This window comes from Tildeniella sp. (genome assembly GCF_059505325.1).
This window is the reverse complement of record NZ_JCACKI010000075.1, coordinates 166061-189171: the sequence shown is the minus strand read 5'-3', so window position 1 is coordinate 189171 and position 23111 is coordinate 166061. Positions and strand designations below refer to the sequence as shown.

Below are 23111 nucleotides of genomic sequence, written 5' to 3'. Positions count from 1 at the left end.
AACTTAGTTTTGCTTGCTGATTGTACGTCCTTTAACAGCGGGCTTAATAACTTCACCTGTGATTGGGCAGACAACACCAAGATGTTTGCCTCTTTTGTTAAAAACTTCTACTTCTCCATGAAGTGAGTCCCAGGTATAGTATCGCTCTGTCTGAAAGTCTTTAAAGACTTTCCTTCCTCCTTCTATTCCAACAACCTGACATCCATCAAGGATGGAAGGATTAGGTATTGGCTTACCACCCATTCCAGTTACTTCGCTTATTGAATATAAGTTGAGCTACCACAGCTTCAATGCTTACCAGGTCTAAAGATATTCATATTTTAGCTAATTGTGGTTGAGAGATGCTTCTATAGGAATCAGGGACGAGTGACATCACTACGTCAAGCATAACGTCATACTCATTCTGTGAAAAGCAGAGAAAGGGGCGATCGCCCTCGAAAAAGCGATCGCCCCTTGCTGTAAATTGTAGGGTTTGGAATGCCGACACCCGACACCCCAAACCCTACACCCCAATTTAGTAGTCGTAGTCGCCGCCACCCATGCCGCCAGCGCCACCAGCAGGAGCGCCATCTTTGGGTTCAGGCTTGTCAACCACGATGCATTCGGTCGTCAGCACCATGCCCGCGATCGAGGCTGCGTTTTGCAGTGCCGATCGGGTCACCTTTGCGGGATCAACGATACCTGCTTCAAACAAGTCAACGAATTCATTCGTCGCTGCGTTGTAGCCCACGTTGAAGTCTTTCTCTTTGACGCGTTCTGCAATGACCGCACCGTTTTGACCCGCATTCTCAGCAATGCGCTTCAGGGGAGCAGCCAGGGCACGAGCGACGATCGCTGCACCAATCAGCTCTTCGCCCTTGAGATTAGCATTTGCCCAGGTTTCCAGTTCAGGGGAGAGGTGAGCCAGGGTTGTGCCACCACCGGGAACGATACCTTCTTCAACCGCCGCTTTGGTTGCGTTGATGGCATCTTCCAAACGCAGCTTGCGATCTTTCATTTCGGTTTCGGTTGCTGCACCGACTTTGATGACGGCAACACCACCCGCCAGTTTCGCCAAGCGCTCTTGCAGTTTTTCCTTGTCATAGGAGGATTCAGTTTCCTCGATTTGACGACGGATTTGCTCGACGCGAGTCTTGACTGCTTTTTCGTTGCCTTCAGCGACGATCGTCGTGTTGTCCTTGGTGAGGGTAATGCGACGCGCTTTGCCTAACGATTCTAGCTTAGTGGTATCTAGCTTTAGACCTGCATCTTCAGTGATCATTTGACCACCAGTGAGCACAGCAATGTCTTCCAGCATTGCCTTACGACGATCGCCAAAGCCAGGAGCCTTGACGGCTGCAACGTTCAGCACACCGCGCAAACGGTTAACCACGAGGGTTGCCAGTGCTTCTTTCTCAATGTCTTCAGCGATGATGACGAGGGGACGACCGGAACGAGCCACTTGCTCCAAAATCGGCACCAGGTCTTGCACCAGGGTAATTTTTTTGTCGGTGATCAGGATAAAAGGTTCATCCATGACCGCTTCCATGCGCTCGGTATCGGTAGCGAAGTAAGGCGAGATGTAGCCTTTGTCGAAGCGCATCCCTTCCGTGATTTCTAACTCGGTTGTCATGGATTTGCCTTCTTCAAGCGAAATCACGCCTTCCTTGCCCACTTTGTCCATTGCATTGGCAATCATCTGACCGACTTCATCGTCGTTACCAGCCGAGATGGAGCCAACCTGCGCGATCGACTTAGAATCTTCCACAGGACGAGCGTGTTCCGCAATCTTGTCGACCAGGAAAGTGGTTGCTTTGTCGATGCCACGCTTAAGTGAGATCGCATTGGCACCTGCTGCCACGTTCCGCAGACCTTCTTTAACGATCGCGTGCGCCAGCACGGTTGCTGTTGTGGTGCCATCACCCGCTGCATCGTTTGTCTTGGAAGCTGCCTGACGAATCAGCGCTACGCCTGTGTTTTCAACGTTGTCTTCGAGTTCGATTTCTTTGGCGATCGTCACGCCGTCGTTGACAATCTGAGGCGCACCGAACTTCTTCTCTAGTACGACGTTCCGACCTTTAGGACCGAGGGTGACAGCCACTGCCTCAGCCAGGATATCCATGCCCCTTTCGAGAGCACGACGAGCATTTTCGTTGTAAATGATGCGCTTAGCCATATTGGTTGTTGGTTTTTGGTTGTTAGTGGTTGGTTGTTAGGGTTGAAATGATGAAGTGCCTGGTTGTTAGCGATTCATTGTTAGGGGCTAGTAGGCAACTGCTGCTGGCTTTACCTAACAACAAAAAACTAAAAACTAACAACTATGCAACGATCGCCAGAATGTCTTTCTCAGACAGCAGGACGTATTCTTCCGTGCCGAGCTTGATGTCGGTGCCTGCGTACTTGGAATAAAGTACCTTATCGCCAATCTTTACTTCTGGCTCCTGACGAGCACCATCGTCACTTCGCTTTCCAGGACCAACGGCAACGATTTCGCCAATCTGAGGCTTTTCTTTCGCAGCATCTGGCAAAAGAATACCGCCAGCAGTCTTCTCCTCAGAAGCACTTACTTTCACAAAAACACGATCACCCAGCGGTTTAACAGTAGAGACGCTTAGAGTTACGGCTGCCATACAAAATTCTCCAAACTAGCAGGTTAAGCTGAACAAAAATATTCAGGTGCGTTAGCACTCAGGGAGGAGTTAGCACTCTCGACCCCTGAGTGCTAATCTACCGAAGGTTAGATACAATTGCAACTTTTTGCTCTGTACGGGTATCCGAACGAGTGCGAGGAGCGGTGCGGGAGTAGGGAGTGGGCTTCGACGTGAGCGCTCAGCCGAACGGGAGTGGGGAGTGGGGAGTAGGGAGTAGGGAGTAGAGAAAACTCAAAACAAAAAAGTCAGAAGCTTAAATTCAATTTATTCCCCTGCCTCCCCTGCCTCCCTTGCCTCCCCTGCCTCCCCTGCTTCTCCTCCCCCTTCACTCCTCCCCCCTCACTTTTCCCCGACAAAGTTAACGTCTTCTCTCCTTTGGGCAGACTGAGTGGACTTCAATGATACAAATCGTTCTGTCAGTTGCTGTCCACTGCGATCGGAGTTCTGAAAGTGATCGGTCACCCTATGCCGAGCGAGTCTTACCAACGCCTCTTGCCGCCAACGCTGCTGGAGGGTGTGCAGGCGCTGCATTTGGAGGCAACCCTTCAGGAGTTGCAGTGCTACAGCTTTCAGGTTGATCTGACCTGTCTGGGCGCGGAGTTGGCACAGGTCTTTGAGCGTCACCCGTTGTTGCCAGGGGCAGTGCTGGTGGAGCAGGGGCAATTTGTAGGAATGCTGTCTCGCCGTCGCTTGCTGGAGCATTTGATTCGTCCACATGGGACGGAGTTTTTTCTGAAGGAATCGTTGCAGGTGTTGTATAGCTACGCGCGCAGTGATTTGCTGGTGCTAGCAGGGACAACGCCGATCGTGGTGGCAGCACAGCAGGCATTACGACGATCGCCTGAATTACAAGGTGAACCGATCGTGGTTCAAGTGGCTCCCCAGACCTATCATCTGCTGGACATTCACACCCTTAATATTGCCTATTGGCAGATTCGCGGCATTGAGACCCAGGTACGGTACGAACGCACTCAGGCACAACTGATCCAAACCGACAAGATGGCAAGTCTGGGGCGCTTGGTAGACGGCATCGCCCACGAGATTCTCGATCCAGTGAGCTTTATTTGGGGAAATCTGAGTCACGTTTCTGCCTATAGTGACAGTCTTCTACAACTGTTAGGCGCTTACGAAGCGCATTCAGGGAGTCTTCCTCACGAACTTGCGCGACTGCGAGAGGAGCTGGAAATCGATTATCTTCAGCAGGATTTACCCTGCACGATCGACAGTATTCGTACAGGCGCAGAGCGTCTCTCGAAGTTAGCTAGCAGCCTGCAAAACTTCTGCCACATTGATGAGGTTTATCCGAAGCCAGCCAACTTACATGAATTGATCGATGGCATTTTGCTGTTGCTCAAAAGTCGCCTCACCAGCGAAATTCGGGTGGTGAAGCACTACGGACACCTACCACCGGTGCTGTGCTTTGCGGGGCAGCTCCACCAGGTTTTCATGAATATTTTGAGCCATGCTGTAGATGCCTTGATCGATCAAGCCGTGAGTCGGCAGCTAGAGCAAGACTTCAATGCTAGACAGCACCTGATGTCTTCCATTGCTGAGCCGACGATCGTCATCACGACCGAAATTCGCACGACGATCGTGGGTGGTAAACCCTCTCGCTGGGTGGCAATTTGCATTGCGGATAACGGTCCTGGTTTAGCATCTGAAGATTTAGCGCGCATTTTGGAGTCGTTTTCGGTGAAAAAGCGGGCAGAGAAAGAAACCAGCTTGGCTGTGAGCTACCAGATTATTACAGCCAAGCATGGGGGTGAATTTAAGCTGCGATCGCACCATGCAGCCTCCGAAACGTCGCCGAAGGCTACTGATATCCTGTCGCGCAGTCTGCTTTCAGATGCACTGACCGAGCAGGATTTTGCCACTGGGACAGAATTTGCGCTCTTGCTGCCTCTGGTTTAATTCATCAAGGCAAAATGGTAGCTTAAGATACTTTTTATTATCTTTATATATGCGTCGAATTTCTACGGAATAATACAGGTATGTGCAAACACATCCAAATATCCTTAAGTAGAGGCAACTCATGCAAGAACTTCAAGGTACGGTTCCAATCTTTAAGACAGCCCAGGAACTCGATCGCGCTGTCCGGAACTATCAAGTCAGCGATTTGAAGGGATTTGAGCTGTTTCGCCAGTGGCTTGCAATTCGCAATGCTTCTCTAGCGCAACCTGGTGTTGAGTCAGCAAGCGATCGTGTTCCCGGTGATGATAGCTATTAACAAGTGGACTTACGCCAAGATCCCCGACTTCTACAAGAGCGCGGGCTTTGATGGCTAAGCTTCCATCAGAAGTCGGGGATCTAAACCCCTTGTACGTCAGTTCTAAACAAGTCAGAACTGACGCAAACCTCGGAGGTTTTAATCAGCATCAAGCGGGTCACCAAGGCAGTCGCTTAAACTCCGAGGGTTTGGTTCCTGTACTATCTAGCGCTCATTTCTAGCATCCGTTGAATGGGCTTGAGTGCTGCCTGTTGGGTTGCTTCGGGTAGCGTGATTTCGGGTGTCCGGTGCTTCATGCAGAGATAGAGTTTTTCTAATGTATTCAAGCGCATGTGTGGGCACTCGTTACAGGCGCAGTTATTCAGCGGAGGAGCGGGAATAAACTGCTTGTGAGGAGCCACTTTTGCCATTTGGTGAATGATGCCAGCTTCCGTTGCCACAATGAAGCGTTGGCTGGAACTTTGCTGAATGTAGTTGAGTAGAGCAGTTGTAGAGCCGATGTAGCTGGCATGTCGCAAGACAGCAGGTTCGCATTCGGGATGAGCGATCGTCTCCGCTTGTGGATGCTGAATCTGTAACTGCACCATCTTTTTTTCCGAAAAGGTTTCATGCACCATGCAGCTTCCCTGCCACAGCACCATGTCACGTCCGGTTTGTGCCATCACATACTTGCCCAGGTTGCGATCGGGTGCGAAGATAATTGGTCGATCGGCAGGAATTTGATTCACGAGCTTGACTGCATTCGCGCTGGTGCAAATGATATCGCTCATCGCTTTGATGTCAGCCGTGCAGTTTATGTAAGAAATTACCAAATGATCGGGGTGTTTTGCTTTGAACGCAGCAAACGCATCGGGCGGGCAGCTATCTGCCAGAGAACAGCCTGCATCTAAATCCGGCAGCAGCACCAGCTTGTTTGGGTTGAGAATTTTTGCTGTTTCTGCCATGAAATGCACTCCAGCAAAGACAATCACATCAGCATCAGTTTTCGCTGCCTCTTGCGACAAGCCAAGTGAATCACCCAGATAGTCGGCAATGTCTTGAATATCAGCATCTTGATAGTAGTGCGCCAGGATGACAGCGTTGAGTTCCCGCTTCAGATCCGCGATCGCTCCAAACAAATCGCTCGGCAGTTCAGTCTTGGGAGGAAGAAGAGTACTTGTAAACACAGCAGCAACCAGTGAGCGTGCAATCAACTCCTTAATTATAGTTTTATCTACCAAAATCGGCAAATGTCTTCTGTGTTTTCTCACCAAAACAGGTTGTTAAGAGGTAGAGGGAGAAGTTTTGAGTTTTAGCCTTTAGCCTTTAGCCTTTAGCCTTTAGCCTTTGCCCAACTCCTGACGCTCTTTAAGCAAAGCCGCCAGTTTCCGTCGCATGACAATTCCTGGTTTATCTGTTGCCATGTGCTGTTCTACGCTGATGCTCAAAGGTACGTCGTAGTCCGTGCCTTCTAAAATGACGCGATCTTCAAGGGTGACGGCACGATCGAATGCCACTATACTCTCAGCCGTTACAACCTCTTCGGTATCGTTTCGTAAGCAGAATTGGACGATTTGGGAGGAGCGATCGTCGATTGGTGTCGCAGCCGTAAAAATCAGATGCACTAAACCATTAGGATAAGTAATCTTAAGCGTGCGGATAAACGGCATAAACCAGGTGCCTTCGCTAATTCGCACGGTTCTGCCTGTTTCCATCTGCAAGTTTTGCTTTTGTACCTCACTGTTGAACACAGGCAGCACATAGCGCATTCGCAGCCCAAACTTGGTTTCTTCAAAGTCATCAGGCTGTGGTGGAACGGGTTCCTGCTCTACGCCGAACGTCTTGGCGTGAACGAAGTGCGGATGGGCATTATCGAACGAGTTTTCCATCAGGCGCAGTCCCGCACAGTGCCACGTTTCGTAGAATTCGGGAATCTGGCGGAACTGAGGATCGGCTGCTTCCGGCAGGTCAGGAATGTCCGTAAGCGGCTCACCCAGGCAAACCCACACGTACCCGTAGCGTTCCTGACAGCGATACGCATTGACTCGATACGCTTTGGGAATCGCTCCATTGGTAAGCTGCGGTACGTTAATGCAGATTCCTTCTGCACTGAAAGACCAGCCGTGATACGGGCAGCGAATGGCACCATCAACCACTGCACCCTTGGATAACTTTGCAGAACGGTGACAGCAGCGATCGCGCACAGCCGCTGGGTTTCCAGCGTGATCCAACCACACTGCCAGGTTTTCACCTAAGAGTTGAAACGGCTGTGGACCCGCTACTAGCTGGGCGATAGGCATAACAGGATACCAAAAACACTTGAGAATAGGCTGTTGCGTGACAAGCATGGGGAGCTAATGGCAGATGGGCACAACTAAGAAGTTTGTAAGCAAGTGCTGAGGGCAGAGCTTGTTGAAACCGCTGGCGAAGCACTGACAGAATTTTTGCGTAGCTACAGTGCGATCGCTGTAGCACTAGACACGCTCTGGTGGAGCGATCGTTGCCACAGACAGAGATTCACAACCTTCTGCTCAAAGTCATCCTTTTGGCTCGTATAGCTCACTTCTCCAGGTAGAGTGGCTTTGCTTCAGCAAAAGACTAATTTGGTTAAAGCTAATGGAAAGTGAACAAAAAGTTGGGTGCCGATTGACCGTTAGACTTCGTTTTCCTGAGTCTTTAACAAGTTTTGTTCACGCTAAAAATGTCCTTTTAAGATGAGTTCAACGAAAGAAAATGTCAAACTTTAATCCTGATCCCGTAGATCCCAACCGCGTTAAAGCCAGCCGTGATGTTGCACAAGACAACCAGGCAATTCGTGAGCAGAACATCACGATGCGAGAGCAAAACCGCGCCATTCGTGAAAACGATAGTGCTGCTACAGGCTTGATGCTCGGCGTTTTGATGTTAGGGCTTGCTGCATTAGGTTTCGGTACGTACTTCCTGACACAACGCCCTACACCTGTGCAAACGCGCATCATTGAACGAGAGAAAACAACCGTACCCGCGTCACCGTCTACCGTTCCCAATGTCGCTCCCGATGTGAACGTCACAGTGCCGAACCCTGCGCCACCAAATGTAAATATTGTGGTTCCTGAGCCTGCGCCTAGCGTAGCGCCGCCAGTAGCACCCTCAGTAGCGCCAACATCTGCCCCTTCTGACGTTTCACCGCAAACCGCTCCCGCTAACCCATAAATTGTGAGCGACCGAAACAGTTTTGCGGTCTACTCTGGGGCTTCATCTGCAATTTTTAAAGCTGTTGACCATCTCGTCTCGCGGGGTGGTCAATTTTTTGCACCCAAGATTGCGAACGACTGGATTGGCTATGCTACTCTTTCGTCATTAGTTGTTTTTCCCATGATTGTGTATGGGATGGCTCAAGAAATTACCGTTCCTGCTTCTATACCTGCCGCTGTCAAGCAGTGTTTGTGCTGCGATCGCAACCGAGATCGCGATCGCAGCACCTGATCGGGAGCATTGCCACCCAGCTCAATCTATAGCGAGAAACACGCTACCTGATTTCAATGCCACAGCGATACCGCGCCCGCTGACTGCCGCTACCCTTAGCTTTAATAGTGAGCAATTTGATCGGCAGCTACAGCGTTATCTTCGTTTTGTGGCGCAAGCAGGACCGCCAGATATCCTCATTGTTGGCAGTTCACGAGCGTTACAGGGTATTGACCCGATCGTCCTGCAACAGACCCTCAGCAGCCGAGGCTATTCAAAACTACGTATTTTTAACGTTGGGATCAATGGCGCTACGGCGCAGTTAGTTGACTTACTTTTGCGTCAGATCCTCACACTTAACCAGTTACCACGCTTGATTGTCTGGGGTGACGGTGCCAGAGCGTTTAATAGCGGTCGGATCGACATTACGTATAACCGTGCGATCGCCTCTCAAGGCTATCAACTGCTAGGTTTTGGCATTCGTCCAACGTTGCTCACAGAGTCATTGCCAATGGTGCAACCCTGCGCGGCATTCTCACTCAAACTGTCTGCTTACAAATCTACTCACCAACCAAAGTCTTTTAATGTTGTGCCATTGCTTGATCCAGCGTTGAGACAGCCCCAACTGTGTTGGGCAGCGCTCAAAATGCTACTTGCGCCTGAGCCATTAGCGAAGCCAGAGACTCTACCGTCTGCTGAACTTCAGGACACAACAGGTTTTCAGTCGGTATCAGACCAATTCAAGCCGAACCAGTATTTTCAACGGTACCCTCAAGTTCGAGGCAAATATGATGCTGATTACCGCGACTTTACTCTTGAGGGGAAGCAAACAGAGGCGTTCGCTAACGTTGTGAAATTTGCGAAGACGCGACAGATTCCGGTCGTCTTTGTGAATCTGCCCCTCACGCAAATCTACTTAGACGAAACGCGTACAGTGAATGAAACGCAATTTCGGGTCTATCTACAGCGCTTCGCTCGATCGCACGCGCTGAGCGTACATGACCTTAGCCAACGCTGGCTCAACCAAAACGATTACTTTACAGACCCCAGCCACCTAAATCGCTTTGGCGCAGCGGCAGTCGCTACCGAACTGGGCAAAGCGCTAGTTCTTCCTAGAATGCGCCCTCTCTGGCTCAAGTGACGTGTTTTCTACGTAAAAGCTCTGAATATGAGTGCGGATTACGTTCAAATTGCAAAGAGAAAAATGTTGTAACTTTATAGTATTCGGCAGTAGTTATAAAGATTGAGCAAACGTGTTGGAATAGGCTGTGCAATGCCGTGTGGGATTACGTATGTTTGTGGAAGGCAAAGTGAACCCTAGTAAAGCCAACTACGAACGTGATTACTACTTCTGACATCCCAACTGCTCTCCATATCGCCTTGGCTGAGCGCGCTAAAAAAGCGGGTCAGGCTACCAACGTTCCTCCTCAGGAAGATACTCGTACCGTTCACCCGTCTGTTACCAGTAAAGCCAAACGATGCATCGACATCGTTGGTGCTCTGGTCGGGCTGTCGATTACGGCTATGGTGGCAATTCCAGTGGCGATCGCCGTTCGCTTTGATAACCCCGGTCCAATTTTTTACAGCCAAATTCGCTGTGGACTGAAAGGAAAAACCTTCCGCATCTGGAAGTTTCGGTCAATGGTGATGGATGCTGACAAACTGAAGCATCTCGTCAACAACGAAGCAAAAGGTGGCATCTTCAAGAACAAGAACGATCCTCGCATCACGCGGGTAGGTCGTTTCCTTCGCCGTACCAGCCTTGATGAGCTGCCTCAATTCTGGAATGTACTGATGGGAGAAATGAGCCTGGTTGGTACTCGTCCACCGACAGTCGATGAAGTCATTCGTTACCAAAAGCATCACTGGGAGCGTCTCAACGTCAAGCCTGGTATTACGGGTGAGTGGCAGGCAAACGGACGATCGACCGTCATTGACTTTGAGGACATCGTTAAAATGGATGTCGAGTACCAGCGCAAGTGGTCGACCACCTACGATTTGTATCTGATTGCCAAAACAATCCTCGTCGTACTCGATAAAAAGGGTGCGTGTTAGAGAGCGCAAGACTGGCTAGAGCACTCAATGGCTCAGTCGATACGGTATCCATTGTCAGGCTATGCTACTGCCACGTCTTCACAGCACGGTTATGCGTTTGGGGTATCTATTAGGTTATTCAACTGCCATTTCTCTTGAAAAGTAATTTCTCCTGAGAACATAGAACATTGGGACAGTCTCTAAAAGGCTGTCCTATTTTTTTAGGCGCTGCGGTTTAAACTGTGGACTGAGAGTTAAAGCTTGAGTCAACATGAATTTGCCAACCTGGATTACAGCCTCTCGTTTGCTGGCAGTCCCTCTGATACTTTACGGTTTACACGCTCCAACGACGATGCAGCGCTGGATTGTGTTGGTTGTATTTTTAGCCGCCGCAGGCACCGATTGGTTAGACGGCTACCTGGCTCGTAAGCTCAACCAGGTAACAGAACTGGGCAAATTCCTCGATCCATTGGTGGATAAGCTTTTGGTGTTAGCACCGCTGGTCGCGCTGGTAGAACTGGATCAGGTGCCTGCCTGGGGTGTGTTTTTGATTCTGGCACGGGAGTTGACGATCGCAGGTTGGCGAGTCAATCCCAGCCTTCAGGGCAGTACGGCAATCCAGGGCGCAAATCTGTGGGGCAAACTGAAAACGGTGAGCCAAATTGCGGCGATCGCTCTTCTGATCGCGCCACTTGGTGGAAGTTGGCAGCAGGTTGCGATCGTTGCCTTCTGGATAGCCGTGACGCTGACCTGGCTTTCAGGTGCGATCTACCTGTTGCCCCCAAGACATCAGCCGGAATCAGACAATGCTCCATCGGCGTGAATAGCGCACAAAGGATGTTTGAAAATCTAGACGGGCGATTTGGCAGGAGCAAAGTCACCACCAAGCCTTTCTAGACTGCTCAAACATCCTCTCAACCAAGGCTCATTCTTACTGAGCAGTGCAAACTAAGCCAAACACGTAGTTTTGAATCGTAGTTTTGAAGTCAGGGTCGCCATTAGCGGGTTTTGTTGAAAGCGCTAGCGTCACTGGATTGCTCACTTGCCCTCGTCTAAAGAGGCTGCCAATGTCTCGCCGGAAGAGTTCTGCTGCGGGCAATTGACCCGTTACAGTAGTGGGATCGCCATTGGTTAAGGTTGTAATTTCGAGATCATGAAAGTTCTCGAAGTTAGCAAAATCATTCCAAAGGCTAGTTGCCGCTAATGTGTCCCAAAAGAACAGTGTGTCGAAGACAAAAACGCCTGGAGCGGGACTGTTAGCGAATTGCAACGTTTGGATAAATTGGGCGGGCGCTGTTGCACACTGGGACGGATTGTTCTTGAGGCGATCGCCAAAGCCTTGCAGTCGTGCAGAATCGGTTGCATTTAAAGGCACGATCGACACAGGAATGCTCGAATTTAAGACTTTTGCCATCGCGGGTGCATCAATCCAGAAATTGAACTCAGCGTTGTTGAGCGAGTTAAACGCTTTTTTCTGTTCGCCAGTCTGAATCGCTTCAAAATTTGTGCCAGGGAACGGGAGATGGTGCATCCCAAAAATGTGCTCACCTGCCTGGAAATAGATATTACCAGCCGTCCAGGTGGGGAACGGTTCATTCAAGCGGTAATTGCCATTGGCATCAAAGTTGTCAGCCTTGTTTGTGTCCCACGCACCACCCATGAAGCGCGTTGAAATAACTGATTTCAAGTCAGAGAGTTTAGTTTTACGAGGGCAACCATATGCTTTAGGGTTGCGCTCAATTTTGATGTAGGCTCTCGCTAAGTTTGTTACAGGACCAACCGAAAGAATGGTGAGCGGTTTTTGACTGCGATAAGCGTCACACATGGACTCTGCAATAAAGTCAGGAGCCTTCTTTTTGGGACGAATCAGCTTTAACTCTGGCAGCTTAAATGTGTTGAGAGCGTCTTGCACTTTGGGTAAGACATACCTCAGCGTTTCATCACGGAAGGGTCGGTTAAACTCATTCCAGCAAACAATATCACGTTCAGAAAAGACAAATTCTTTATGAAAAAGACAGGGTTCTAGCGCGGGTTTACCAGCCAGCGGAAGCTGTACTCGAACGGGCGTGAACTCCGTGCCAGGAATCGGTTTGCCAAACTCATCCGTTTCATTGGGCACAGAGATTGTGGTTGCCCTGACATCACACCCAGAATAAATTTTCGCATTACTGTATTGAGCAACCGATAGAATCTTCTGCGTAATGCCATCGATCGTTCCTTCAGCCACGCTGAACTGTCCTAAAAGAGCTTGCTTTAAGTCTGGATAACCGTTGGAATTGTTACAGTAGGATTCACCATTGGGTGCTGTAGTGACCCCAATCAGCTTCACCGGAGGCGCTTTTCCCTGCGAGGCAAGCGCTACCACCAAGACGGCATAGTAATCTTCAAAGCCTCCATCGTGATCGAGAATGACACGAATGGGATCGGCGGCAGCGGCAGCAGGCGGCAGCCAAACAACGCCCGTAATGCCTGTGAGTAACAAGCTGGAAAGGAAACATTTAAGGTTAAAGCGAAACATGGTTCTCATCACGGTGCTGGATAGATGGTTTCGAGATCGCTTTGCACAGTCGATGATGGTTGCTACAGCCGCACTCAATGCAGAACGATTGAAGCTAAAGTTTGCAGCCGATCGAGAGCAAACGCTTGGCTGAGCGATCGTTGGAGCAAAATCTCTTTCTAGCAAAAGGTTTGAATGAGAGGAGGGTAGCACACCGTCATTTCAGGCAACAGTCAACGCTCATTTTCCAGGAGATACGCAATAAATTCAGACGTTTAAAGAACGTTTTCGCAATTTCTACGGCTATTGAGCCATTTTCATGTGTTTGGCTTCCACTTCCTACTCCCCGTCCTCCAGCGTTCTACATACCTGGAAATTGCTAGGTTGCTGAGCCATCAAGAGTCTGCACCAAGTTTGCTGGCAGGCAAGACGCGACGGATTTCGGCGATCGTGGTGATGCCTGTCGTTACTTTAGCGATCGCAGCTTTGCGGAACGAATCAAACTGGCTCTCGTTTAAGTAATTCGTTAACTCCGTCAGTGACCCTTCGTAGATTAACTGGCGGATTGCAGCATCCACATGTAAGAGTTCGATCATGGCTTCCCGCCCTAAGTAGCCGGAGTGGAAGCAATGGGAGCATCCTCTTCCGTGCCGCCAGTTTTGTGGGCTTGCCTCTGCCAGACTTAGACTCAGCGTTTGTAAATCTGCCTCGGTTGGCGTGTAAGGTTCAGCACAATGCGGGCAAACGCGTCGTACCAGACGTTGAGCGACGACTCCCAGCAGCGCATCACTAATTAAGCCAGGATCGGGTCCGATATCTCTGAGTCGTGGAATGGCACCGATCGCATCATTCGTGTGCAGGGTTGTGAGCACCAAATGTCCTGTTAAAGCAGCCCTCACAGCGGTTTCTGCCGTCTCACCATCCCGAATTTCGCCTACCATAATAATGTCCGGGTCTTGCCGCAAGATTGCCCGTAGCCCTGCCGGAAAGGTCATGCCAGCCGTTTCATTGACCTGCGTTTGTGTGATGGAGGGGAGGATATATTCAACTGGATCTTCAACAGTGACAACGTTGACGTGCTCGGTGGCGATCGCTTGCAAGCTGGTGTACAGCGTACTGGTTTTTCCAGAGCCTGTCGGACCTGTGAAAATAATCATGCCCTGGGGTTGCTTCAGCCAGCCTTGATAGAGTGCCAGAGCTTTTCCGGTGAAGCCCAGTTCATCCACTTGGGAGAATGGATTTTGCCGGGGTAGCAGGCGAATCACGGCTTTTTCACCGCCCACACAGGGCAGCGTGCTCACCCGCAAATCCAAGTCCAGGTTCGCGGCTGTTGTAGAGGTATATTGTTCACTAATACGGGCATCTTGAGGGCGACGGCTCTCGGAAATGTCCATGTCTGCCATGACTTTGAGCGCGACGATCGTCCGCCGACTCACCGCCAACGGCAGCATGGTTACATCGCGCAAAATGCCGTCAATGCGGTAGCGTACCCGTAAGCCTTCAGTCGTCGGTTCAAGGTGGATATCGCTAACACGATTGCGAACGGCACTGGCAAGCAGTACTTTGATCTGAGCGATTTGGTTGTCGGCTTGCGACAGGTGATATTCTGCTGCTTCGCTGATGTTTTCTGGCTCCAGTGTTTCCGTGAGAGGCGCGATCGCCACAGCCGTTTGGTTTTTTCCAAGGCTCTCTGCAATTTGTCTTCCTGTAAGCGTGTCAAAACTAGCCGCACTTGCTTCTCCAACGCGTGTCCGCTGTGGTTTGGCTGTAGGTCGCAACGGTCTGGCTTGCGGCTTGCGACTCTGGTTTTTGAAGCGCGATCGCTGGTCGATCGCCACCTTCAGCAATGGTACCTGGAGAAACAACACCCAAAAAAGATACAGATATTTTTGCGCCAACAGATGTTGGAGCAGCGCTTCTAAGGGTGAAGTCTGCGGCTTGACAGTTGGAGCTTTGAAGCTGAAGTCTGCAACTGGAGGCGGCGACGTTTGAGCTACCGGAACGGACGGGCGCAGCTTGATGGTTCGCTGGATTGGCTGTGGTTGGGTCAGCCGTGGCTGGGTTGATGGCGGTTTGAGTGACGCAACGGTCTGTTGAGACTGCGACTGTTGAGACTGCGACTGTTGAGACTGCGACTGTTGAGATTGCGATCGTGGCTTGAGTTTAGCGGTGACGCTTCCTTTCTTTACTCGCTGCGGTTGGCGGTTTTCAGGCAGCTTTGGAACAGGTAGAAGGCTGGCATCGCTATCTGGCGTTTGGTTTGGGGCAACTCTGGTTGGCTGCGGCGTTGGTAGTGGATTGGTCGGTACCGCTGTTGCAGGCGGTCGCGCAGTCGGTGTTGTCGATGAAGGGAATCGCGTTGACGGAATGGTCGATCGAGGAGTGGGAATCGTCGCTGATTCATCCTCATCATCAGCTAAATCGGGAGCGATCGCCGCTGATGATGGCGGAGCGGAACGTACCGTTGGATTAGGTTGGGTGGTTTTACGAGCAGGTTGGTTTGGTTTTTTGCCGCACAGTCGCGCTAAATCTTGAGTGCTACGTCCTTCAATGCGGAGATAGCAAGTGGAATCGTAGTCATTCGTTTCCTGAGCTGTGGCATGAGAAACAAGAGATGACAGCACTGTCGAAACAGCAACGGTTGTGACAGCAATAAATCCAAGTGATTTCAGCATAATGCTGTAGAGGTCAAGAGCGATTAACTGTTTGCCGTATCAATACGCACGTCGGGGCTAATACCGCTAAAGCACAGCTTACCAAGCCGACGTTAAATTCAACTGAATCATGACCATTTTTTTAGCGCTGGCACCAGGCTAATTGCTCAATAGTCTACTTCCAGTGCTCTGGAGAATAAAGTCATATCCACCTTAAAGGTGCTTGTAGCTGTTCTTGACGCAGAAGAATGCCTCCACCCCATATTTATAGAGGTTGCCAACCAAGTGAAGTATAGTCGCGAAGAGGCAGAGGGCAGAGGGCAGAGGGCAGAAGGCAGAGGGCAGAAGGCAGAGGGCAGAGGGCAGAGGGCAGTTTTCCTTCCGCCTCCTGCCTTTTGCCTCAAAACCTGAGAACTCGTACCGCACTCAAACGAAGACCGCTCTAGTGCCACCAGAACGTATTTTCCAAAGACCAGGCAATGACATGGCTAAGGATCGTGGATTAAATCATCTGTGTAGGTTGGGTTGAGCTTGGCGAAACCCAACATCTATGAGCTTTGGGTTTCGTGCCTCAACCTAACCTGCAAAAGTCGATGTTATTTAATTCTCATTCCTAAAGTTTGATGGTATCGCCCTCCTCTATCTCAACTTGCTCTCAAGAGACGTGCCTAGATCACTCTGTAAGAGCGATCCGCACTTACGTAACGTCACTGGGATTTACATTAACTTTACTCATGGATTAATTTCTTCAAGTGATGAAGAAGCTCACGCCCCATCAGTAGCATTACTGGTTTGAGAACGCTAACTTGAGGTCATGAAACGGTTTGTTGTGCAGAGATCTACCCATCGCCTTAGCTTAGAAGCTCATTGTCACATCAAATACTAGAGGTTACCTAGAATGTCAGTCTCTTCACCGAAAAACCCAGTGTTACCTGCTACTGTGCTTGCTGGTGCAGTGTTCTCCTCACTTACGGTGCCTCTAGCTGTTTTTGGTTCAGGACCCGTTGATATTCAGTTGAACCAGGAGCCTGTGTTCTCTGGAACTGTGAAGGATTTCGCAGCGCCTTACGTAGGAGTCGTCGGCATTCTCAGCATCGGGGCAGGTGTTGCAGGTGTTGCGATCGCTGGCTGGCAACAGTCTTCCCGTAAATCTGGGCAAGTAGAAGCGAAGCTCTCCAATCTACAGCGGAAATTAGAGGAAAAAGAGTCGCAGCTAGAAGCGGCAATGCTAGCAGAACATCGGCTAGAAGCATCTGGGCTGGACTTCTTTCTTCAAGATGAAACGCGACCGAATGCAGCACCGCACACGACTGCAACAACGTCTCGGTCAGGCGTGGCGAACACTAAAGCACCGATTGCTGATACTCGCGTCAGTCACGCTCAGTCCATTCAGCCTGTTCTCGACGCGGAGCCAACCCAAGCTGCGGTACAGTCAGTGGTTTCCACGCTGGCAGCCGCCCAAGCCTTTTTGAGCTTTACTCGCTCCAATGGTTCAGCGCAAGCTAGTTACGACAGTCGATCGATGACGCAAGAATTGCCCACTGCTAACACTAGCCTGCAAGAACTGCAAAATCAGCTTCAGCTAATTATGTCTCAGGTGGAAACACTTCGCAGTTCTCTAGAGGCTGATGTCAAAGCGCCTGCTAAGCACTCTCAGCAGCCAGCCCATGCCACTAACATCCAAGAGCATCTACATCATCGACCTGTAGCCAAGCCACAGTGGGTGATGCAACCAATGGCATCCTGAGCGACTGGAAGACTGCTAGCCTGTCTAAAGTTGGGGTTAAAATTGGGAGCTAAGGGTCAGGTAACAGGCTCTTCTGGCTGGGAGCATGTCACCTTTGCGCCCTCACCCTTAAATCCCTCTCCCCAGGGAGAGGGACTTTGAATCCTTGCTCCCTTCTCCTGGGGGAGAAGGGTTGGGGATGAGGGCAGAATCTAGCACTTGCGAAAGTGACATGCTCCCCTTCTGGCTCCCAATGCCATTTCACTTTTTCTAAAGCGCTGTTATCCAGTCAAATTGCTGTCGGAACACGTCAAATAGCATTCGCCTTCCATATGTAGAAATGTGGCACTCGGTTTAACAATGCATGGAATTGCTGTTAAACTACTGATTGAATTTGGCGCTTTACTTCAGTTTTGATTGATATGTTTTTGAGTTAATGAAAGAACGGGAGGTTTGCGCCGCTAAAGTATCGCTCAATGCTTGAATTATCTTGCTAATAAGTTAGATAAGTTTTATTTTTACCGAATGTAGCTAAAAGCTATATTCGGCATTTCTGTTGATTCTATCCAATTGCGGATTACTAACGCAGACGCTGCGAGAATGATAGCGGTGCAGTGGATTGTTTCTCCTTCAATTCTGGCAGTTTGACTGCCGTGGCGTTGATTGGTGCGCTACTCAATTCCGATCGCGTACTCTGATCTCTATCGAAAGTATTAGCATCCAATGCTGTCGATGTAGCTTTGCTGATGGGTGGGGTTACTGTTAGCGTCTGTTTTGCCTGGAGATACCATTGCCCATCAGTCGTGAAGCGGATATTGGCTCCTTCCAATTTCTTACCCTGGTTGTCCAGTGGTTGTGAAAGTGCTTTGGGTTGGCTGGAAGAGTCGATCGCGGCGACAAAAACTACATCAGTACTAGGTTGCAGCCGCTGGATTTGAGCCTGATTCACTTGCCAAGCTTCTTGATTTTGACCGTCAGGCGTACTTTGCCAGAGCTTGAGCGTTGCTTGCCATTTGCCCTGCGTCACCACAACTGCTTGACGGTCTAGGATGACGTAGTTTGTAGTGTCGTCTGTACTAATAGGCTGAACGGATGATGTGAACGGACGGATACCTTGAACGACGATGCGGCTTTGATCAGACACGTTAGTTTGACCGGAAATGACGTAAACGCCAGGACGATCGGCTGGATCAACTTTCATACTTAGCTCGGCTGGGAACGATCGCTCTCTGGTACAGCCAACGCTAAATAGCAGTAGCGAAACGCTTAGGGCTTTGATAGTACGCTGAAAAGAATCGTCCAGGCTTAGCACACGTGGCGATAAAACGTTAAACATTACACTTCCTTTGATTTCAATTGTCACCGCAGACGTTATGGTTTGGTCTTGATTACAAAGAACAAAACTTTTAGCATTTCTCCGGAGCTTATTTAATTGAGCGCGTAAAGAATGGAGAAGCTAAGCACAGCGTATCCAACGTTTAGCATCGTCTTCATCTGCTCTAGTTGAAGCGTGAACGTTAGAGATAGTTCGGGAAACAATCCAAGCATTTCTTAGCTACAAAGCCAGGAGTGAGTGCGCGTACTCACGCTTCAAAATAAGTTTCAGACTGCATTCAGGGTTGCCTCATTGAACGGATAGCTTTGTTAACGGCTCTTGTTGCTAGAGCTACGGCTACCCATTTAAGAGAGCGAGATTTAGCGTTTAGTTAATTGTGGTGTGAATCGAATGACTCTTGAGCCGCGGTCTACTGTCTCCACTTTTATGCCACCCTGGAAGGCTGGGTTAACTGGGTCACTATCTTTAACTGCGTTTTTAGCGGTAGGGGTGGCACCAGTGAAACCAGCACCTCTGCACGATCGCGCGGACTCATCGCCCCAGCAGGTGATGGCTGACGAACAAGCCAAGCTGGCGGATGCGCGGGCAAGTCGCCAGGAAGCGTTACAGCCTCCCGCCTCTGCGATCGCAGCCAAGTCGATCGCGCCGCCCCAGTCTCTACCGTCGATGGAATCCTCCCGGTCTGGCTATACCAATGAAGATGAACTGATTCAACAGATGGCTGGCGCGACGAATCGGGCAAGACCAGCCAGAACGAACTCAGCTAGAACGAATTCAACCAGAGCCAAACTGCCTGCGTTTTCGCCACCGTCCGTTGCCGCAACGGTAACGAAGCAGTCTGCTCCACCCGCTAGAGTGGCGAAGCAGAAGGCTCCATTTTTGATTACGGTAGGAACCAATTCTGATTTGGGGCTGGGCTTATTGGCACCGTCACCGAGTAGTTGTGGTGCAGCCTGCGGTGGCTCTCCGCTGCTAGTGCCATCGTTGCCTCGGATTAGTTCACGCACACTAGCGCAATCAACACCGCCACCGCCCTACTCGACGCTGCCTACGCCCGGTTTTCTGGATGGAGTGATGCCCACTGGCTCAACGACCAATGGGACGACCAGTGAACCGTTGCTCTTGCCGACCAGCAGCCCAGCCACGATTCAGCCCCCGGCGTTTAGGACGCAGCCTGCGACGGTGCCACAGCCGCGACGGACGCTACTTCGCACCACGGCACTCAGCGACCCGTCGATCAAACTACAAGGGGTTTATCTTTACCAGGGCGATCAATCATCCGCGCGGGCACGTTTATCGATTTCGTATCCGCTCACGCCCCATCTCCTGTTTGGCGCGACCTTTGACTTGACGGATGGCAACGCGTTTGCCGATTCGCAGGCGCAAGGCTTTAGCGTGAACGAGCTGTACTTCGCGGCTTCGCTACCAGAGCTGCCCAATCTACGTTTGGTGGTCGGGCAACTGGATTTGACCTCTTATTTCGATCGCAACAGCTTTGCGAAAGACGGCGCGACTCATTTCTTTAACCCAGTGTTTCAGACGAATCCGGCTCTCAGCGCAACGGGCATTTCGTCGCGTCCAGCGGCACTGATCAACTGGACGTTGACGGACAACATTGAGGCAAAGGCAGCGGTCTTCTCCTCATCGCGCAACTTGGGTGATTTTAGTCTGGATGGGTTCGCGGGTGAAATTGGTGTCCGCTACGGCAATGCGGTTATCCGAGGTACCTACGTCACCGATCGCGACGCTGGTACACGGGATGGCTTCCAGGAAATCTTTCAGGTTGCCCGTGGTAATGGCGTGACGGGCTTTTTGAAGGGCGATCGCGAAGAATCGTATGGATTAAACGGTGAGTTTTTCATTCCAAACCTGAAATTGGGCTTATTCGCCCGCTATGGACGGTACAACAACGTTGCGATTAACCGCAGCGCGGAGACGTACAGCCTGGGATTCAACTTTCTAGATGTCTTTGCACCCGACGATCGCCTTGGGTTGGCATACGGTCGCGGTCTTTCCAACGGGTCGCTGCGGCAACAAGCAGATGCCAAAAATCCCGACGTTCTGGAGCTTTTCTACGATTTTCGTCTTCTGCCTAACTTGAGATTGGGCTTCTCGCTTCAGGAGCGCAATGCATTCTCGGAAATCATTGCGGGTGTGCGGGTGAAAACCGAGTTTGATGTTACGCCCAGAGGCAAAGTGGCTCAGTAACTCTGACCAAAACAGTACCGATCGTAATAGCAATACTGGTAGAACCGATGAATCAGGGCAAGCGAACGAAAACATTAATCAGTGCCGTCTGTCTCAGCGGATTGCTCACAGGCGTACCCTTTGTACAACCATTAGGGATGTCGATCGCCTACGCTCAGGAAGCCGTTCCAGCAGCCGTGCGGCAGGGCTTTACGCTGTTGGGGCAGGGGTTAGTCGCCGATGCGATCGCCACGTTTCGGAGTGCGGTGCGGCAGTACCCTGGCTCGATTGAGGCAAAGCTAGGGCTGGCGATCGCCTACCGTCGTGCTGGGCGCGATGCCGACGCATGGCAAACCTATCAGCAAGTGCTGGCACAGGAACCCAACAATCTACTGGCGCTCAAAACGGTCGGTATTCTCGGTGGGTTTCGTCCAGAGTGGCAGCAAAAGGGCATTGATGCACTGACGACGCTGCTTACCCTCAACCCGAATGATCTCGATGCTCGCGCGCAGCGTGCCCTTTTGTATGGCTATCAAGGGCAATTCGCTTCTGCGCTGACGGACTATGAGCTAGTGCTACAGCAAAACCCAACGCCAGAGGTACTGCTGGGTGCTGCTCAGGTCTACACCTACAGCGGCAACTACGCTCAGGGCTTAGCGTTGTTTAATCGCTATCAGACGACAGGCAAACCGATTACAGGCAAAGCAACGATCGCCTACGCCAGAGCGCTCAGAGGTACTGGCAACGCCGAGCAGTCCATTGTCATCCTCCAGGCACAGCTACCGCGACAGCTCAATGCGACTGCCATTCAGTTGCGATCGGAACTTTCGCAGGCATACCTGGACAACAAACAACCGACGGAAGCGCTGGCAGTACTCGATCCCTTACGTGGTCGCACAGATGCCCGCCTGTCACTGGCACGAGCGCTAAACGAAATCGGGCAGCGGCAAAATATGCCAGCATTGCTCAGCGAAGCAGCGGGCTTGTATCGTCAGGTACTCGCCACGACGCTCAATCCGTCACCGCTCTTAGTGCGCGAAGCGGCAGATGTGTTGGGTGGTATCCCGTCACAGCGTCAGGCAGCGCTCCAGCTCTACACTCAGCTTGTGCAGCAGCAGCCCAACGATCGCGTGCTGGCATTGCAGAAGCTGACGCTAGAAAACCAGCTAGGGTCACTGTCCAGAGCCGATTTGCGACAACAATTACGATCGTTGCTGCAACCGCTGCCCAGCAATCCCTCTGAGCAGCAGGCGATCGCGAAGGCACTGGTTCGCATCGATCCTGATCCAGACTTGCTGCCCGTTTATCAAAGCCTGCTGCAAGCGAATGTGAACGAACCCTTTCTCAACTTTCGACTGGCGCAACTGCTCATTGAGCAGAATGATTTAGCAGGGGCAAAAGCCGCGCTGGCGACCTATCAAGCTACAGCCGTGGGTGCGAACGATCAGGCACCCCAATTGCTGCTGGCAGAAATCGATCGTCGTCAGGGCAATCTAGAAGCCGCTGCCCAACGCTATCAAACCCTCTCCAGCAATACTGCTGCCGATCTGGACGTACAGTCAGCGGCTCTGCGCGGTTTGGCTGGGATTCGCTTGGCTCAAGGTCGTTCGGGTGATGCGCTTGCCCTGTACGACCAGCTTTTGGCAAAAAATCCGCAAGATTTGCAGGTGCAGTTAGGGCGTACCAGTGTCGCGTATCAGGCGGGTCGAATTTCTGCTACCGAAGCCGAAGCGTCGCTCAATGCCTGGTTGCAGACTCGTTCCCCCAGCGATACCTCACCCGAACTCTACAGTCTGGTCGGTGCGTTGCCGCCGTCTCCGCAGCGAGAAGCGCTCTACACCAAACTCATCGAAGCAGACCCTGGCAACGTGCAGGTGCAGGTGCGGCTGGTGCAAGTGCTCGCAGAGCGTGATCCGAATCGGGCGCAGGCACAGGTGAACCAGCTACTTGCCCGTGTGCGAAATGCGTCGGGCGATCGCAACAACGTAGGGCTGTACTTTTTGCAGGGGCAACTCGCGCAGGCATTGGGCAATCTCGGTCAGGCAGATGCTGCCTATCGAGCTATCCTGGCGCAGCAACCAGATAATGCTGACGCGCTCTCCGCTTTAGGCGGCATTCGCTTCCAGCAGCGTCGCTTTGACTCTGCCAGCAGTCTTTACAATCAGGTGCTGACCTTTAGACCCGATGATTTGGAGGCGCGGAAGTCTTTAGCAGAACTAGCCGCTGCACAGGGCAATTCTCTAGAGGCAATTCAACAGTTTGAGCAGCTTCAACTGCAACAGAGCGCTAACGGTAGTGCCGATTCTAATCTGTCGCGTCGGGTGCAGCAAATTCAGGAAGACTTTCTCAAACAACGGGGTTTTCAGCCCGCGTGGGAGCGCTATTGACACTCCCCAC

Annotated in this window: 19 protein-coding genes and 1 pseudogene; 12 read left to right on the top strand and 8 right to left on the bottom strand. The window is 51.1% G+C overall.

From position 1 onward, the window contains the following. Positions 1-3: 3 nt before the first annotated feature. The 3 genes from AC5JO6_RS27905 to groES all read right to left on the bottom strand — a co-directional run bounded on the left by AC5JO6_RS27905 (position 4) and on the right by groES (position 2609). Positions 4-243 carry a colicin E3/pyocin S6 family cytotoxin gene (locus tag AC5JO6_RS27905; protein ID WP_496084315.1) on the bottom strand — a complete coding sequence of 80 codons (240 nt, stop codon included), beginning with the start codon at positions 241-243 and terminating at the stop codon, positions 4-6. Positions 244-514: 271 nt separating this feature from the next. Beyond that, positions 515-2155, bottom strand: a complete 1641-nt coding sequence (groL, locus tag AC5JO6_RS27900; protein ID WP_496084314.1) for a chaperonin GroEL — start codon at positions 2153-2155, stop codon at positions 515-517. Positions 2156-2297: 142 nt separating this feature from the next. Beyond that, positions 2298-2609 carry a co-chaperone GroES gene (gene groES, locus AC5JO6_RS27895; RefSeq protein WP_496084313.1) on the bottom strand — a complete coding sequence of 104 codons (312 nt, stop codon included), beginning with the start codon at positions 2607-2609 and terminating at the stop codon, positions 2298-2300. A 486-nt stretch (positions 2610-3095) separates the two neighbouring features. On the opposite strand from groES, the gene AC5JO6_RS27890 reads away from it, so the two are divergent. Beyond that, positions 3096-4541 carry a sensor histidine kinase gene (locus AC5JO6_RS27890; protein WP_496084312.1) on the top strand — a complete coding sequence of 482 codons (1446 nt, stop codon included), beginning with the start codon at positions 3096-3098 and terminating at the stop codon, positions 4539-4541. Positions 4542-4662: 121 nt separating this feature from the next. Continuing rightward, positions 4663-4857 carry a hypothetical protein gene (locus AC5JO6_RS27885; protein ID WP_496084311.1) on the top strand — a complete coding sequence of 65 codons (195 nt, stop codon included), beginning with the start codon at positions 4663-4665 and terminating at the stop codon, positions 4855-4857. Between the two features lie 200 nt (positions 4858-5057). Here AC5JO6_RS27885 and nadA read toward each other — a convergent pair whose 3' ends face one another. Beyond that, entirely contained in the window at positions 5058-6023 is a 966-nt protein-coding gene (nadA, locus tag AC5JO6_RS27880; RefSeq protein WP_496084310.1) for a quinolinate synthase NadA, read from the bottom strand. Between the two features lie 153 nt (positions 6024-6176). After that, positions 6177-7136, bottom strand: a complete 960-nt coding sequence (locus AC5JO6_RS27875) for an aromatic ring-hydroxylating dioxygenase subunit alpha (protein ID WP_496084309.1) — start codon at positions 7134-7136, stop codon at positions 6177-6179. Between the two features lie 433 nt (positions 7137-7569). On the opposite strand from AC5JO6_RS27875, the gene AC5JO6_RS27870 reads away from it, so the two are divergent. The 5 genes from AC5JO6_RS27870 (at position 7570) to pgsA (ending at position 11137) form a co-directional block, all read left to right on the top strand. After that, positions 7570-8028, top strand: a complete 459-nt coding sequence (locus AC5JO6_RS27870) for a hypothetical protein (protein WP_496084308.1) — start codon at positions 7570-7572, stop codon at positions 8026-8028. Positions 8029-8031: 3 nt separating this feature from the next. Continuing rightward, on the top strand, positions 8032-8301 hold the full coding sequence (locus AC5JO6_RS27865; RefSeq protein WP_496084307.1) for a hypothetical protein: 270 nt from the start codon (positions 8032-8034) through the stop codon (positions 8299-8301). Further along, positions 8201-9421 (top strand): hypothetical protein, encoded by a 1221-nt coding sequence (locus AC5JO6_RS27860; protein ID WP_496084306.1) that lies wholly within the window; start codon positions 8201-8203, stop codon positions 9419-9421. Before AC5JO6_RS27865 ends, AC5JO6_RS27860 begins: the two co-directional genes overlap by 101 nt. A gap of 197 nt (positions 9422-9618) precedes the next feature. Further along, entirely contained in the window at positions 9619-10335 is a 717-nt protein-coding gene (locus AC5JO6_RS27855) for a sugar transferase (RefSeq protein ID WP_496084305.1), read from the top strand. Between the two features lie 250 nt (positions 10336-10585). Beyond that, positions 10586-11137: a CDP-diacylglycerol--glycerol-3-phosphate 3-phosphatidyltransferase gene (gene pgsA, locus AC5JO6_RS27850; protein ID WP_496084304.1), complete on the top strand. Its 552-nt coding sequence runs from the start codon at positions 10586-10588 to the stop codon at positions 11135-11137. Positions 11138-11245: 108 nt separating this feature from the next. Here the strand turns inward: pgsA and AC5JO6_RS27845 are convergent, their stop codons facing one another. Further along, on the bottom strand, positions 11246-12841 hold the full coding sequence (locus tag AC5JO6_RS27845) for a nucleoside hydrolase (RefSeq protein WP_496084303.1): 1596 nt from the start codon (positions 12839-12841) through the stop codon (positions 11246-11248). Between AC5JO6_RS27845 and AC5JO6_RS27840 the strand changes: the two genes are divergently transcribed. Further along, the gene (locus AC5JO6_RS27840) at positions 12831-12965 is read left to right on the top strand and encodes a hypothetical protein (RefSeq protein ID WP_496084302.1); all 135 of its coding nucleotides are present in this window, start codon (positions 12831-12833) and stop codon (positions 12963-12965) included. The genes AC5JO6_RS27845 and AC5JO6_RS27840 overlap by 11 nt on opposite strands. A gap of 241 nt (positions 12966-13206) precedes the next feature. Here the strand turns inward: AC5JO6_RS27840 and AC5JO6_RS27835 are convergent. Beyond that, positions 13207-14481, bottom strand: a pseudogene (locus AC5JO6_RS27835) (GspE/PulE family protein); the annotation flags it as partial. A gap of 1269 nt (positions 14482-15750) precedes the next feature. Here AC5JO6_RS27835 and AC5JO6_RS27830 point away from each other — a divergent pair. Continuing rightward, the gene (locus AC5JO6_RS27830; RefSeq protein WP_496084301.1) at positions 15751-15876 is read left to right on the top strand and encodes a hypothetical protein; all 126 of its coding nucleotides are present in this window, start codon (positions 15751-15753) and stop codon (positions 15874-15876) included. Positions 15877-16363: 487 nt separating this feature from the next. Beyond that, a complete protein-coding gene (locus AC5JO6_RS27825; RefSeq protein ID WP_496084300.1) occupies positions 16364-17212 on the top strand; it encodes a hypothetical protein in 849 nt (282 codons plus the stop codon). Between the two features lie 559 nt (positions 17213-17771). Here the strand turns inward: AC5JO6_RS27825 and AC5JO6_RS27820 are convergent. Further along, complete coding sequence (locus AC5JO6_RS27820) at positions 17772-18527, bottom strand: hypothetical protein (RefSeq protein ID WP_496084299.1); 756 nt, start codon at positions 18525-18527, stop codon at positions 17772-17774. A gap of 498 nt (positions 18528-19025) precedes the next feature. Between AC5JO6_RS27820 and AC5JO6_RS27815 the strand changes: the two genes are divergently transcribed. Together AC5JO6_RS27815 and AC5JO6_RS27810 are read left to right on the top strand one after the other, a co-directional pair. After that, positions 19026-20735, top strand: coding sequence for a carbohydrate porin (locus AC5JO6_RS27815; protein WP_496084298.1), 1710 nt, complete (start codon positions 19026-19028; stop codon positions 20733-20735). Between the two features lie 47 nt (positions 20736-20782). Then, positions 20783-23101, top strand: coding sequence for a tetratricopeptide repeat protein (locus tag AC5JO6_RS27810; RefSeq protein ID WP_496084297.1), 2319 nt, complete (start codon positions 20783-20785; stop codon positions 23099-23101). The last annotated feature ends 10 nt before the right edge of the window (positions 23102-23111 follow it).

Coding starts and splice junctions, on each gene's coding strand:
- AC5JO6_RS27905 (WP_496084315.1), bottom strand. CDS start 243: ATGGGTGGTAAGCCAATACCTAATCCTTCCATCCTTGATGGATGTCAG.
- groL (WP_496084314.1), bottom strand. CDS start 2,155: ATGGCTAAGCGCATCATTTACAACGAAAATGCTCGTCGTGCTCTCGAA.
- groES (WP_496084313.1), bottom strand. CDS start 2,609: ATGGCAGCCGTAACTCTAAGCGTCTCTACTGTTAAACCGCTGGGTGAT.
- AC5JO6_RS27890 (WP_496084312.1), top strand. CDS start 3,096: ATGCCGAGCGAGTCTTACCAACGCCTCTTGCCGCCAACGCTGCTGGAG.
- AC5JO6_RS27885 (WP_496084311.1), top strand. CDS start 4,663: ATGCAAGAACTTCAAGGTACGGTTCCAATCTTTAAGACAGCCCAGGAA.
- AC5JO6_RS27875 (WP_496084309.1), bottom strand. CDS start 7,136: ATGCCTATCGCCCAGCTAGTAGCGGGTCCACAGCCGTTTCAACTCTTA.
- AC5JO6_RS27870 (WP_496084308.1), top strand. CDS start 7,570: ATGTCAAACTTTAATCCTGATCCCGTAGATCCCAACCGCGTTAAAGCC.
- AC5JO6_RS27860 (WP_496084306.1), top strand. CDS start 8,201: ATGGGATGGCTCAAGAAATTACCGTTCCTGCTTCTATACCTGCCGCTG.
- pgsA (WP_496084304.1), top strand. CDS start 10,586: ATGAATTTGCCAACCTGGATTACAGCCTCTCGTTTGCTGGCAGTCCCT.
- AC5JO6_RS27840 (WP_496084302.1), top strand. CDS start 12,831: ATGGTTCTCATCACGGTGCTGGATAGATGGTTTCGAGATCGCTTTGCA.
- AC5JO6_RS27845 (WP_496084303.1), bottom strand. CDS start 12,841: ATGAGAACCATGTTTCGCTTTAACCTTAAATGTTTCCTTTCCAGCTTG.
- AC5JO6_RS27825 (WP_496084300.1), top strand. CDS start 16,364: ATGTCAGTCTCTTCACCGAAAAACCCAGTGTTACCTGCTACTGTGCTT.
- AC5JO6_RS27820 (WP_496084299.1), bottom strand. CDS start 18,527: ATGTTTAACGTTTTATCGCCACGTGTGCTAAGCCTGGACGATTCTTTT.
- AC5JO6_RS27810 (WP_496084297.1), top strand. CDS start 20,783: ATGAATCAGGGCAAGCGAACGAAAACATTAATCAGTGCCGTCTGTCTC.